A 13,716-nucleotide genomic window follows, 5' to 3' on the forward strand; every position below is an offset into this window, starting at 1 on the left:
TTTTCTACTATCAGGAGAGGGTTATGTGCGTGTTGTTTACACAGTCCTATCCGTAAAAAAATAAAAAGCAAAAGACACTTCCCCTATGGTTAGGGGGCACTTTTGCTTTGATATCATATAAAATTAGTCTTTTAAATAAAAGATACAGGAATAGCCCAAAAAGAATATTACCCGAGTCTAGAGCACATGTCAAGATGATCTGTGAGAATCCATTTATTCTTGTGACAAGGTTGTGAAATAGCGCTCAGCCTAGGTAATCGGCGAATTTCGGCCTGCAATCCACGAGTTTAGGCTCTGAATCCAAAAGTTTTGACCTTCAATCCACGAGTTTCGACCCTGAATCCAAAAGTTTTGGCCTTCAATCCACGAATTGCATCTAAAAAAACAAAAACCAGCGCCACAAGGGCACTGGTTTTCACGACTCACAATCGAACTTACAGCTCTTCTTCCTCATCTGCATCTTCATCTTCGTCGTCTTCGTCGAAGTCTTCATCTTCTTCATCAAACTCTAATTCTTCGTCATCATCGTCATCGTCATCATCGTCGTCAGCAAGATCATCGTCTTCATCAACGAACTCATCTTCCACTTCCAACTCATCGAAGTCTTCATCATCGAAGTCCTCTTCAAAGTCATAGTCATCTTCAGACGCTTTTTTACGTTTTGTTGGTTTGTTCGTTGCACCAAGTTCCTCTTCAGAGCTCTCAACCGGGTACCACGTTTTTAATCCCCATTTATTATCGCCTAGTGAAACGAATCGGCCGTCAATGTTCATATCTGTGTAAAAATACGCAATTCGGTTTTCCACAGCTGTTTTAGACAAACCTTTGATTTCAGCGATCTGTTTAACTAAATCATAGAATTGAACAGGTTGCTTAGCATTTTGCAAAATTTCAAATGCGATTTCGACCATTGACATTTCAACGACTTGTTCTTTCGTGTACGTGTTCAACATAGCCACATCGGCACTTCCTTTCCTTCTCCACACTCATTTATATCAACACATTGTGCTCATTCTTTAGAAGAATCATACTCTTCATTATAAACAAATCCCATGCGTATATGCCAGTAGTAATCTATCTTTTTTCCATAAAAGGTTTTATGGTCTGGCTCTGATGCTTTTGAAAGTGGTTGATTTCCGCTCCAGGTTGCTCGCTTTCCGCGGGGCAGGCGGTGAGCCACTTGCCGCTTCGCGCCCTTAAGTGTCTCACCTGTCTAGTTGCAGTGGCTAGCCCCTCGAGATCAAAAGTTAAATGGTCAAGAAGGCAAAGTGCGCCTTCCTGGCCCATTCACCTTTTGCTTGTCGGGGCTGAACGAGCCACTTCCACTTTTCGAACTGACCGCTTGTCCCGCAGGAGTCTCGCAACCTTCTGCTCCAATCAACTTGCATAGGAGGAAAATAAGAAAACTAAAAACAAAAACCTTCTAAACGAACTAAATTTCAAGAGATCTTTCTATGGTAGTTATTCTAACCTTGCATGAATGTTATAAATAGAACAAAGAGCGGAAATTAACTCTCTTAAAACTCTCGCAAAGAAAAGAGAACCGCTCAAAATGGCGGCTCTCTCCCCTCTCACACTACATGTTTCTTCTATACTTCCCGCCTACTTCATAGAGCGCACTCGTGATCTGACCGAGGCTTGCAAATTTTACGGTATGCATGAGCTCATCGAAAATGTTTCCGCCGGATAGGGCAACATTTTTTAGACGTTTCAGAGCGTCACCCGCTTGATCTTTGCTTGACTCTTGGAACGCATTCAGATTCTGAATCTGCTGCTCTTTCTCATCTTTTGTTGCACGAGCGAGCTGCATGTTGAACTCTTCTTCTGACGGTGGGTTCGGGTTGAGATACGTGTTCACACCGATGATCGGTAGGGATCCATCATGTTTTTTCATCTCATAATACATAGATTCTTCTTGAATCTTTCCGCGCTGATACTGTGTTTCCATCGCACCAAGCACGCCGCCTCTTGTGTTCATGCGCTCGAACTCTTGAAGAACCATCTCTTCTACTAGATCCGTTAACTCTTCGATGATGAACGAGCCTTGTAGAGAGTTCTCATTACGAGCCAAACCAAGCTCTTTTGTAATGATCATCTGAATCGCCATCGCGCGGCGAACGGATTCTTCTGTTGGTGTCGTGATCGCTTCGTCATACGAGTTTGTGTGAAGCGAGTTACAGTTATCATAGAGTGCCATCAACGCTTGAAGCGTCGTACGGATATCGTTAAAATCAATCTCTTGTGCGTGAAGTGAACGTCCAGATGTTTGAATGTGATACTTAAGCTTCTGGCTGCGCTCGTTCGCTTTGTATTTATCACGCATAACCGTAGCCCAGATTCGGCGAGCTACACGGCCGATCACGCTATATTCTGGATCGAGGCCGTTTGAGAAGAAGAACGATAAGTTTGGCGCGAATGCGTTAATATCCATTCCGCGGCTTAAGTAATATTCCACGTACGTAAATCCGTTTGCGAGTGTAAACGCGAGCTGCGTGATCGGGTTCGCACCAGCTTCTGCGATATGATAGCCAGAAATCGAAACCGAATAATAATTGCGAACTTGGTGGTCGATAAAGTATTGCTGAATATCACCCATCATACGAAGCGCGAATTCCGTAGAGAAGATACACGTGTTCTGACCTTGATCTTCTTTTAAGATGTCTGCTTGAACCGTTCCACGAACAGAGGCAAGGGTCTTCTCCTTAATCTCATTGTACTCTGCTTCGTTCGGTTGTCTGCCATTCGTATCTGCAAAGATTTTCACTTGCTGATCGATCGCCGTGTTCATGAACATAGCAAGAATGATCGGCGCCGGACCGTTGATCGTCATTGAAACAGATGTGGAAGGAGCGATCAGATCAAAGCCGTCATACAGCTTCTTCATGTCGTTAAGCGTACAGATACTTACACCGCTCTCGCCGACTTTTCCGTAGATGTCTGGTCGGTGATCCGGATCTTCACCATAAAGGGTTACCGAGTCAAACGCTGTACTTAGGCGCTTCGCGTCGTCATCTTTTGATAGATAGTGGAATCGGCGGTTCGTACGTTCCGGCGTTCCTTCACCAGCGAACTGGCGCTTCGGATCTTCTCCTTTACGTTTAAAAGGAAACACACCCGCTGTGTAAGGGAACGAACCTGGAACGTTCTCTTTCATGATCCACTTTACGATGTCTCCCCAGTCTTCAAACTTCGGAAGAGCAACCTTTGGAATATCAAGGCCTGAAAGACTTTTCGTCGTAAGCTCGGTCACGATCTCTTTGTCGCGGATCTTTGTGACAAACTCTTTTTTGCTGTACATTTCTTTTAGCTCTGGCCATTGTTTCAGCATTTTTGAAGTCGTTGGCAAAAGTTTTTCTTCTACTTTTTCAAGCGCCTTATTTAAACTCGCCTCTACTTCTTCACCTGCTGCGTCATATTCTCTTACTGTTTCAAGCGTCCCTTGGATCTGGAACGACTTGCGAGCTAGTTTCGCCTGTTCATTCACCGTTTCATGGTATTTGCGAACCGTTTGTGCGATTTCGTTTAAATATTGCGCACGTTCACCTGGAATGATGACGTTCTTTTTCGCAGTCATAGCATCATGAGCTGGCTGAATGCCCCAATCCATACCTGACTTTTCTTCGATCACTTTCATCAGATGATAAAAAAGGACGTTCGTGCCCGCATCGTTAAACTGGCTTGCGATTGTTCCGTAAACTGGCATCTCATCAAGGTCTTTATCAAACCAGTTGCGAGAACGCTGATATTGCTTCTTCACATCACGAAGCGCATCTTCAGAGCCTTTGCGCTCAAATTTATTGATCGCGATAATATCTGCATAATCAATCATATCGATTTTCTCTAATTGTGACGGTGCACCAAACTCACTCGTCATCACGTATAGAGAAGCGTCGGAGATCTCTGAGATCCCTGCGTCCCCTTGGCCGATTCCACTCGTCTCAACTACGATCAGATCAAATCCAGCTGCTTTCGTTACCGCAATCGCATCCTTAATTGCATCGGACAGCTCAGAACGTGAACCACGTGTTGCAAGTGAACGCATATACACTCGAGGGTGATAGATCGCGTTCATACGGATTCTGTCACCTAAAAGCGCTCCGCCAGTCTTTTGTTTTGTCGGATCGATCGAGATGATCGCGATCGTCTTGTCTTCACATTCGTTTAGGAAGCGTCGAACGAGCTCATCCGTTAATGAACTTTTCCCCGCTCCGCCTGTTCCTGTAATGCCTAGAACTGGCACTTGTTTTTGCAGGCTTTTTAATTCGTTTAGCGCCTGTTCAGCCGTTGCTGCGATCTCTTCTGGTGCTTGCTTCACGTTTTCTGCTAACGTGATGAGACGCGAAACAGAGCGTACGTCTTTCTCTTTCACTTTTTCAATCTCATCTGTTAACGAGGTAACCGTCGGAAAATCACACTCTTCTACCATTTTATTAATCATGCCTTGAAGTCCTAGCAATCTTCCATCTTCAGGTGAAAAGATGCGAGTTACGCCATAAGCATGCAGCTCCTTGATCTCAGGTGGGATAATAACGCCCCCGCCTCCGCCAAAGACTTTGATATGTTCTGCACCGCGTTCTTTTAATAGATCGATCATGTATTTAAAATATTCAACGTGTCCGCCTTGATAAGAAGAGATCGCGATCCCTTGAACATCCTCTTGGATGGCAGCACTCACCACTTCATCTACAGAACGGTTGTGACCGAGGTGGATCACCTCACAGCCGTTCGACTGAATGATTCTTCGCATGATGTTAATCGACGCATCGTGACCATCAAAAAGACTGGAAGCGGTTACAAATCGAACCGGATTCTTTGGCCGGTAAATATCAGTCTGAGTCATTTCATTCATCCTTTCTTACGCTCCTTTAATGCCGTACAACAATTGCTGAAGCTGTAACTGTGTATACTCTTCTAATGTATAGATCTTCTGCAGCGCCCAACGTCTGAACGTCCACATCTGTCCGATGATCACAATATTGTGAGCCGCTGCCGGAATCTCGTTTTCGCTTAAATGCAGTTCACCTTGCTTTACTACTTTAAAAAGCAGTTCTTCAAAGATCGCCGTCATCTCTAACTCTTTTTTGAGTACATATGGAAGAGCCTCATGAGAGAGCGACTTTGCTTCTTGATACATGACAAGCACTTCATCCTGCATATCGTCCATCACTTTAAAATAAGCCGCGATCGCACGCTCGACTCCTTGAATGCCGCTATCTTCCCCATTGATATCCTGCTGCAGCCTCAGCTTTACTCCATCATATATGCTGTCGCAGACGAGATAGAGAATATCTTCTTTTGACCGGATATACTCGTAAAGTGTGCCGATGCTGAAGCCAGAAGCTTTTGCGATCTCACGGGTAGTCGTGCGGTGGAAACCATTCTCTTTAAATAGAGAGACCGCCGCTTTCACCATCTCTTCCCGTCGTCTCTGAATCAATTTTTCGTCTTTTACGAGCGACGGCACTTCTTTCTTACCCAATTGGCCTCCCTCATTTCTGTTTCCCGTCAGCCGGCTGCAATCGTTTTGTTAAAATCTCTTCTGCAGCTGTATAAGGGTCTGTCGTACCTGATTCTAAGTCGGCCAGCCAGGAGAACCCGTTTTTCTGTTCGTTTGTCCACACTTGCTGATAAATTTCGTGCTGAACCACTTCCATCACCTCACGTTTCAGGTTGGAAAGCTTTCTTTCCTTGCCTTCGCCGCTCTTCTCTAAATATTCACGGTGCGCTAGAAGAGATTCCCATAATTCTTGCAATCCTTTATTTTCAGTAGAAATCGTCTGAACGACTGGCGGGCGGTACGGGCTGTCGTGCTTCACAAGGTCAAGCATCGCTTCGATCTCAGCGAGAAGCTTCGGAACCCCTGGCATATCCGCTTTGTTCACAACGAACAGATCCGCGATCTCCATGATTCCCGCTTTAAACACTTGAACAACATCTCCGCTACCCGGATTCAATACCACCGCAACCGAATCCGCTAGCTTCATAATGTCGAGCTCAGACTGCCCCACTCCTACCGTCTCTATTAAAATCACATCAAAACCATAAGCATCCATCAGCCTTACCGTCTCTTTGGTCGACCGTGAAAGGCCGCCAAGACTGCCGCGCGTCCCCATGCTTCGGATGAAAACACCAGGGTCGGTAAAATGGTCAGCCATCCTCACACGGTCTCCAAGAATTGAGCCGCCGCTAAAAGGACTCGTTGGATCAACGGCAACAACCGCTACAGTCATCTTCTTTTTACGCAAAAAAGAGATGAGACGATTAACGAGCGAGCTTTTCCCTGCACCCGGTGAACCGGTGATGCCGATCCAATGAGCGCCTTTTTGCTGTGGGTAGATGCTCTTTAAAAGCTCGAGTTTGTCTTCACCGTTGTTTTCGGCAAGCGTGATCGCTTTCGCGAGAGCACGTTCCTCTTTTTGCTGGATGCGCTGTGCTAATGGATGCATAATATCCTCCTAAAACTTTTTCGGGGTAGTTGATTCCCGCTCCAGGATACTCGCTTTCCGCGGGGCAGGCGGTGAGCCACTTGCCGCTTTGCGCCATTAAGTGTCTCACCTGCCCGCCTGTCCCGCAGGAGTCTCGCATCCTTCCGCTCCATTCAACTGCAAAGGTGTTATAAAACCTTTCTTAGCAACACTCTGTTAAGAACATCACCTGCAACTTCAGGGATGATTAGCCTAGAGTCTTCTTGAGAGCACCTCACCCATAGATAACTGACTTAGCAAGGAGTTTCCCTAGCCAGTGTGTCGCAAAACTCCACGCTCTTAATCTTTCAAAAGCATCTTAGAAATAACGAGACGCTGTATTTCTTGTGTACCTTCGTAGATCTGCGTAATTTTTGCGTCACGCATGTAACGTTCTACTGGATATTCTTTCGTGTAGCCGTATCCGCCGAACACTTGAACCGCGTCTGTTGTAACTTCCATTGCGATATCTCCAGCAAACAGCTTCGACATCGCGGATTCTTTTCCGTATGGAAGACCTTCAGACTCTCTCCAAGCCGCTTGGTAGGTTAATAGTCGAGCTGCTTCCACTTTTGTTGCCATGTCTGCAAGCTTGAAACCGATTCCTTGGTTAACACCAATCGGCTTACCGAACTGCTTGCGGTCTTTTGCGTAATTTACAGAAGCATCGAGTGCACCTTGGGCGATTCCAACCGCTTGAGCTGCGATTCCGTTTCGTCCACCATCAAGCGTCATCATGGCAATCTTAAAGCCTTCCCCTTCTTTTCCTAGAAGGTTTTCAGCTGGTACACGGCAATCTTCAAAAATGATCTCTAATGTTGGAGATGAACGGATGCCTAGTTTCTTTTCTTTTTTACCGAAAGAAAAGCCTGGCGTTCCTTTTTCTACGATAAACGCAGAAACTCCTCTTGACCCTGCTTCAATATCCGTGCGCGCAAACACGACATAGATCTCAGCGTCGCCGGCGTTCGTGATGAAGATTTTTGAGCCGTTAATGATATAGTCATCACCGTCTTTTTTCGCTGTTGTTTTCATGTTTCCTGCATCTGATCCGGATCCTGGCTCTGTTAAGCCGTATGCTCCGATTTTCTTACCTTCTGCCATCGGACGAAGAAACTTTTGCTTTTGCTCTTCGTTACCAAACTTAAAGATCGGCCATCCTGCAAGAGAAGTGTGTGCAGAAAGTGTTACACCGACTGATGCACAAACACGCGATAGTTCTTCGACTGCGATTACATAGCCTAAATAATCCCCGCCAATTCCGCCGTACTCTTCTGGCCAAGGAATTCCGCAAAGGCCAAGTTCACCCATCTGGTCAAAAATAGCACGGTCAAAACGCTCTTCCTCGTCACGTTCCGCTGCTGTAGGTTCTACTTCATTTTTAGCAAAATCACGCACCATCTTACGAATCATTTCATGTTCTTCAGATAACATAAATTGCATTTCTATCTCTCCCTCTTATCCTAGTAAATGTTTGCTTAATACCATGCGTTGAATCTCACTTGTTCCTTCATAGATCTGACACACCTTCGCATCCCGGAACAGTCTTTCTACCGGATACTCTTTTGTGTAGCCATACCCTCCGTAAACTTGCACAGCTTCAATCGCTGACTTCATCGCGGTTTCAGAAGCAAACAGCTTTGCCATCGAAGCTTCTTTTCCGCATGATAAATTGTTTGTCTTAAGATCTGCTGCACGATAAGTTAAAAGTTTGGCCGCTTCAACTTCAGTGGCCATGTCTGCAAGCTTAAATCCGAGCCCTTGGTTAGCGCCGATCGGCTTACCGAACTGTTTTCTTTCTTTTGCATAGTTCGTCGCAAACTCTAAGGCAGCCTCAGCGATACCAAGTGATTGAGCAGCAATTCCGATCCTGCCCGCATCGAGGTTGCTCATCGCGATTTTAAAGCCTTCGCCTTCATTCCCTAAAAGATTTTCAGCAGGTACACGTGCATCCTCGAAAATAATTTCGCACGTGTTTGATCCGTTCAACCCCATTTTTTTCTCTTTCTTCCCTACTGAAAAACCTGGTGTATCTTTATCTACGATGAAGGCCGAGATTCCGTAGCTCCCTTTATCAGGTTCTGTTGAAGCAAAAACGATGTACACATCCGCTTCACCTGCGTTTGTTATAAAAATCTTCGAGCCATTCAAGATGTAGTGATCGCCCTTTTTAACCGCTCTTGTCTTTAAGCTTGCTGCATCAGAACCCGAGCTCGGTTCTGTTAATCCGAACGCACCAAGGTACTCTCCACTCGCTAACTTAGGAATGTATTTTCTCTTTTGTTCTTCATTCCCGAAATAAAGGATCGGATTTGTTCCGACACTCGTATGGACGGATAAAATAACGCCGATCGTCGCGCTCACTTTTGAAAGCTCATTGATCGCAATGATGTAGGACGTAAAATCCATCCCTGCTCCGCCGTACTCTTCTGGAATCGGTATTCCCATCAGTCCGAGCTCCGCCATCTTCGTGATCAGATGACGCGGAAACTCTTCTGTCTCTTCCATATGCTCAATGGCCGGTGCTATCTCTTTTTGCGCAAAATCCCGTACCATCTTTTGCATCATCTTTTGTTCTTCTGTAAATACGAGGTTCATGGTCTCTCCCCATTCCTATAGTGAAATGCCGACTTGTGTCTCTCTCCGTGAGTTCTCTATCTATTTGTTATCTCTGGTTTGATTTTTGTTCTCTCTCTATCGCTGTCTCTCTATTGGCTGTCTCTTCCACAAAGACAAAAATGGAATTTTTGTCTTTGTGTGGGGTCAGACCCCGTAGTTGTAGAACCCTCTGCCTGATTTTTTGCCGAGCCAGCCGGCTTTTACGTACTTTCTCAACAATGGGCATGGACGGTACTTGTCATCACCGAAGCCTTCATGCAACGTCTCCATGATGTAGAGGCACGTGTCGAGCCCGATGAAGTCTGCTAGGGTTAACGGACCCATCGGATGGTTCATTCCGAGTTTCATAATCTCATCAACCGCTTCAGGGGTTGCCACTCCTTCATACACCGAGAAGATCGCTTCGTTGATCATCGGCATAAGGATGCGGTTCGAGATGAAACCTGGGAAATCGTTCACTTCCACAGGTACTTTTTGCAGCTTCTTAGATACCGACTCGATCGTCGCGTATACGTCATCCGCTGTTTGAAGTCCACGGATGATTTCTACGAGTTTCATAACAGGAACAGGGTTCATGAAGTGCATGCCGATTACTTTTTCAGGTCGGTTCGTTGCAGCCGCGATCTCTGTGATCGGAAGGGAAGACGTGTTCGACGCTAAGATCGTATGAGCTGGCGCGTATTGATCGAGCATCTTAAAGAGCTGTGTCTTCACGTCCATATTTTCTATGACCGCTTCGATCACAAGATCTGCATTTGACGCGTTCTCTAGAGAAACAGAAGCTGTGATGCGGGAAAGAATGGATTCTTTCTCACTTTCGTCCAGACGTCCTTTTTCCACTGAGCGGTTTAAGTTTTTAGAGATGATTCCAATTCCTTTTTGTACGAACTCTTCTTGCATGTCATGCAGAACAACAGAATAGCCCGCTTGCGCACAAACTTGCGCGATTCCAGAACCCATCTGTCCTGCGCCGATCACCATTATGTTTTGAATGCTCATGAATATTGCTCCTCCTTTATTTCTTAACTTCTACTAGAATCGCGTCACCTTGCCCGCCGCCTGAACAGATCGAAGCGATGCCAAGTCCGCCTCCGCGTCTTTTCAACTCGTGGATCAACGTTAGTACGATGCGCGTGCCGCTCGCCCCAATCGGGTGACCTAACGCGACTGCTCCACCGTTCACGTTTACTTTTTCAAGATCTAATCCAGCAAGCTCAGAACTCGCTAGTGCAACTGCTGCGAATGCTTCGTTTATTTCAAAAAGATCAATGTCTTCAAGCGATTTTCCTGTTTTCTTCAACAGCTCATTAATGACAAGACCTGGCGTTTTCGGGAAGTCTTTCGCTTCAACAGCAAGTGCTGTATGACCAAGGATTGTCGCCATCACTTCTTTGCCTTCTTTTTCAGCACGCTCTTCGCTCATCACGACTACTGCCGCTGCACCATCGTTTACGCCTGGTGCGTTTCCTGCTGTAATCGTTCCATCTTGTGAAAAAACAGGTCTTAATTTTGCAAGAGATTCGACAGACGTATCTTTACGCGGTGATTCATCTTGGGACACGACAATCGGCTCGCCTTTTCGTTGAGGCACTTCCACCGGAACGATCTCTTCTGCAAAAATCCCTTTTTCAATAGATTCGATCGCACGGCTGTGACTGCGGTACGCCCACTCGTCTTGACGTTCACGTGAGATCTCCATCTCTTTCGCTACGTCATTTCCGTAGATACCCATGTGGACACCTGTGAACGTACACGTTAGTCCATCATGGACCATGAGATCTTTCACTGAGCTGTCTCCCATACGAAGACCCCAGCGCGCTTTCGGTAAAATGTAAGGCGCGTTACTCATCGACTCCATTCCGCCTGCTACGATGACCTCTTCATCACCCGCGCGGATGATCTGATCTGCCATGGTGATCGCACGAAGTCCCGAAGCACATACTTTGTTGATCGTTTCTGTTTTCGTCTTCCAAGGTAATCCTGCTTTTTCAGCCGCTTGACGAGAAGGAATCTGCCCTTGCCCACCTTGAAGAACGCAGCCTAAAATGACTTCATCCACCGATTCTGGAGCAACGTTCGCTCGTTGAAGCGCTTCTTTAATCGCGATTCCACCTAAATCTGATGCTGTAAGAGAACTTAAACCACCGCCAAACTTTCCGACAGGCGTACGTACACCGCTTACGATTACTGATTTTGTCATGTGAAAGACCTCCTGTTTTGAAATGCTGAAGCTGAACATTTATTGTTAACGCTTACAAAATTAGTTTCAGACAAGCCGAGCGAACGCTCAGTCGACCAACTTCCAAGCATGAAGCTGCCAGCTCATACGCAAGGCAGCTTATTCACATGCTCGTTAACTACTGAAGAACCTCTTGTTTCTGTGAGCCAAACATCGATTTTTCTAGAATTTCAACAACATCTAACGTTTGTACTTGCTCTTCTACTTCTTTCGCTTTCGTTCCGTCACTCAACATCGTTAAGCAATACGGACATCCGCTTCCGATCATGGTTGGATTTACGGCAAGAGCTTGCTCTGTACGCGCAACGTTCACACGAGAACCTGCTTTTTCTTCCATCCACATCATTCCGCCACCTGCTCCACAGCACATTCCGTTCTGACGGTTGCGATCCATCTCAACAACCTTCACACCCGGAATCGCTTTTAAGATATCACGAGGCGGTTCATATACTTCGTTATAACGGCCGAGGTAACAAGAATCGTGATACGTGATCGTTTCATTAACTTCAAACTTCGGCTTAATTCTTCCTTCTTTGATCCACTCTGCTAAAAGCTCGGTATGGTGATACACTTCTGCTTTTAGACCAAACTCAGGATATTCGTTCTTAAACGTGTTATACGCATGCGGGTCGATCGTGATGATCTTCTTAACATCATGCTTCTCAAACAACTCGATGTTCGCGTTCGCCATCTCTTGGAATAAAAACTCGTTTCCAAGACGACGAGGCGTATCACCTGAGTTCTTTTCTTTGTTTCCTAAGATCGCAAACGTAATTCCCGCTTCATTCATGATTTTTGCTAAAGAAAGCGCGATTTTTTGTGAACGGTTATCATAAGCACCCATCGAACTTACCCAGAACAGGTACTCGAACTCTTCACCCGCTTTTTCCTTCTCTTTTACTGTCGGAACCACGATATCTTCTTTCAGCTCACGCCAGTTCTCTCGTTCCTTTTTCGAGATTCCCCAAGGGTTACCTTGCTTCTCGATATTTTTAATCGCACGCTGCGCTTCTGCATCCATCTTACCTTCAGTAAGAACAAGATAACGGCGCATGTCGATTATCTTATCTACGTGTTCGTTCATAACCGGACACTGATCCTCACAGTTACGGCATGTTGTACATGCCCAGATCTCTTCTTCTGTCATGACTTCACCGATCATCTCTACATCATAAGCAAGTGCAGATGATCCGTCTGTTGTTGCAGCTGTTTCCTCAGCGCCCTTCCCTCTCGCTTCAAAAGCGATCTGGTTGCCTGTTGTGTTCGAGAAAGCGAACGCTGGCATCCAAGGTGTGCGTGATGTTACCGCTGCTCCTTTTACCGTTAGATGGTCACGCAGTTTAACGATCATATCCATCGGTGATAGCATCTTACCAGTACCTGTTGCCGGACAAACATTCGTACAACGCCCACACTCTACACATGCATAGAGATCAACAAGCTGCTTTTGATTGAAGTCTTCAATTTTATTCACACCGAAAACTTCTTGTGTCTCGTCTTCAAAATTGATCGAAGAAAGCTTTCCTACTTTATCTTTGCGGCCAAGCCAAACGTTTAGTGGACCTGCGATCAAGTGAGCATGCTTTGATTGCGGAACATAGACTAAGAACGTTAATAAGAATAATAAGTGAATCCACCATGAGATAAAGAATACGACTGCAGCACCCGTTTTCCCTAAGAAACCAAGAGCCATTGCGATTACGGATGCAATTGGTGCCGTCCACTCATACGGAAGGCCATGCCAGATGATCTCTGCTCCGTTTCCAACCAATACGGAGAGCATCAAGCCACCAATGAAGAGAAGAACCAATCCGGATTTAAATCCGCGCTTCAGTCGAACAAGCTTTTCGACATACCTTCTATAAAAAGCCCATACGACCGCGATCATGATCATCGTCGTTACGATTTCTTGGAAAAACGTAAACCCTGGATAAAGCGGACCTAAAGGCAGATGAGATCCAGGTGCGAGTCCCTTCCATATAAAATCAATCGCTCCGAACTGAACGAGAATGAATCCATAAAAGAACATGATATGGATAATTCCACTCTTCTTGTCTTTCAACAGCTTCTTTTGACCAAATACATTCACTAAGACTGCTTTTATTCGTTCTTGAACCGTATGATCAAACTCCACTTTCTTACCGAGCTTGATGAATTCAAATCTTGTTTTTACAACATAAGCAAATAAAAACAGTGCGTAAGCGGTTACAAAAAGAAATGCAAGCCAGTTTGCTACCATTAAGCCGTTCATCGCTTTCTCTCCCTTCCAATGTTGCTATTCCCTAATTCTTTCTCTTTTAATAATTCTAAATGAAATTAATTTTCTGACTTCATTATAGCATAAAAAAATAAATGAATGAGCATTCAGTCAACATCCAATCAAAAAAAATTTTT

At 45.4% G+C, this 13,716-nt stretch carries 9 protein-coding genes; all 9 read right to left on the reverse strand.

Annotated features, from left to right (window positions below; translation table 11 throughout):
* Window positions 1-434: 434 nt before the first annotated feature.
* The 9 genes from rpoE to I5J82_RS16190 all read right to left on the reverse strand — a co-directional run bounded on the left by rpoE (window position 435) and on the right by I5J82_RS16190 (window position 13,573).
* A complete protein-coding gene (gene rpoE, locus I5J82_RS16150) occupies window positions 435-953 on the reverse strand; it encodes a DNA-directed RNA polymerase subunit delta (protein WP_198769048.1) in 519 nt (172 codons plus the stop codon).
* Between the two features lie 623 nt (window positions 954-1,576).
* On the reverse strand, window positions 1,577-4,840 hold the full coding sequence (gene icmF / locus I5J82_RS16155; protein ID WP_198768699.1) for a fused isobutyryl-CoA mutase/GTPase IcmF: 3,264 nt from the start codon (window positions 4,838-4,840) through the stop codon (window positions 1,577-1,579).
* A gap of 15 nt (window positions 4,841-4,855) precedes the next feature.
* Window positions 4,856-5,479, reverse strand: a complete 624-nt coding sequence (locus I5J82_RS16160; protein ID WP_198768700.1) for a TetR/AcrR family transcriptional regulator — start codon at window positions 5,477-5,479, stop codon at window positions 4,856-4,858.
* Between the two features lie 10 nt (window positions 5,480-5,489).
* The gene (meaB, locus tag I5J82_RS16165) at window positions 5,490-6,446 is read right to left on the reverse strand and encodes a methylmalonyl Co-A mutase-associated GTPase MeaB (protein ID WP_198768701.1); all 957 of its coding nucleotides are present in this window, start codon (window positions 6,444-6,446) and stop codon (window positions 5,490-5,492) included.
* 318 nt (window positions 6,447-6,764) lie between these two features.
* A complete protein-coding gene (locus I5J82_RS16170) occupies window positions 6,765-7,907 on the reverse strand; it encodes an acyl-CoA dehydrogenase (protein ID WP_066399058.1) in 1,143 nt (380 codons plus the stop codon).
* A 15-nt stretch (window positions 7,908-7,922) separates the two neighbouring features.
* Complete coding sequence (locus I5J82_RS16175; protein WP_198768702.1) at window positions 7,923-9,062, reverse strand: acyl-CoA dehydrogenase; 1,140 nt, start codon at window positions 9,060-9,062, stop codon at window positions 7,923-7,925.
* 165 nt (window positions 9,063-9,227) lie between these two features.
* A complete protein-coding gene (locus I5J82_RS16180) occupies window positions 9,228-10,082 on the reverse strand; it encodes a 3-hydroxybutyryl-CoA dehydrogenase (RefSeq protein ID WP_198768703.1) in 855 nt (284 codons plus the stop codon).
* 16 nt (window positions 10,083-10,098) lie between these two features.
* Window positions 10,099-11,283, reverse strand: a complete 1,185-nt coding sequence (locus I5J82_RS16185) for an acetyl-CoA C-acetyltransferase (RefSeq protein ID WP_198768704.1) — start codon at window positions 11,281-11,283, stop codon at window positions 10,099-10,101.
* Window positions 11,284-11,440: 157 nt separating this feature from the next.
* Window positions 11,441-13,573, reverse strand: coding sequence for a (Fe-S)-binding protein (locus tag I5J82_RS16190; RefSeq protein WP_198768705.1), 2,133 nt, complete (start codon window positions 13,571-13,573; stop codon window positions 11,441-11,443).
* Window positions 13,574-13,716: the final 143 nt, after the last annotated feature.

Origin of the sequence: Fictibacillus halophilus (assembly GCF_016401385.1) — a bacterium.
GTDB classification, from domain to species: Bacteria; Bacillota; Bacilli; order Bacillales; family Fictibacillaceae; genus Fictibacillus; species Fictibacillus halophilus.

Bases quoted from the DNA above. Each gene is read 5' to 3' on its own strand.
- I5J82_RS16175 (WP_198768702.1), bottom strand. From the start codon at position 9,062: ATGAACCTCGTATTTACAGAAGAACAAAAGATGATGCAAAAGATGGTA.
- rpoE (WP_198769048.1), bottom strand. From the start codon at position 953: ATGTTGAACACGTACACGAAAGAACAAGTCGTTGAAATGTCAATGGTC.
- I5J82_RS16185 (WP_198768704.1), bottom strand. From the start codon at position 11,283: ATGACAAAATCAGTAATCGTAAGCGGTGTACGTACGCCTGTCGGAAAG.
- I5J82_RS16170 (WP_066399058.1), bottom strand. From the start codon at position 7,907: ATGCAATTTATGTTATCTGAAGAACATGAAATGATTCGTAAGATGGTG.
- I5J82_RS16190 (WP_198768705.1), bottom strand. From the start codon at position 13,573: ATGAACGGCTTAATGGTAGCAAACTGGCTTGCATTTCTTTTTGTAACC.
- icmF (WP_198768699.1), bottom strand. From the start codon at position 4,840: ATGACTCAGACTGATATTTACCGGCCAAAGAATCCGGTTCGATTTGTA.
- I5J82_RS16180 (WP_198768703.1), bottom strand. From the start codon at position 10,082: ATGAGCATTCAAAACATAATGGTGATCGGCGCAGGACAGATGGGTTCT.
- meaB (WP_198768701.1), bottom strand. From the start codon at position 6,446: ATGCATCCATTAGCACAGCGCATCCAGCAAAAAGAGGAACGTGCTCTC.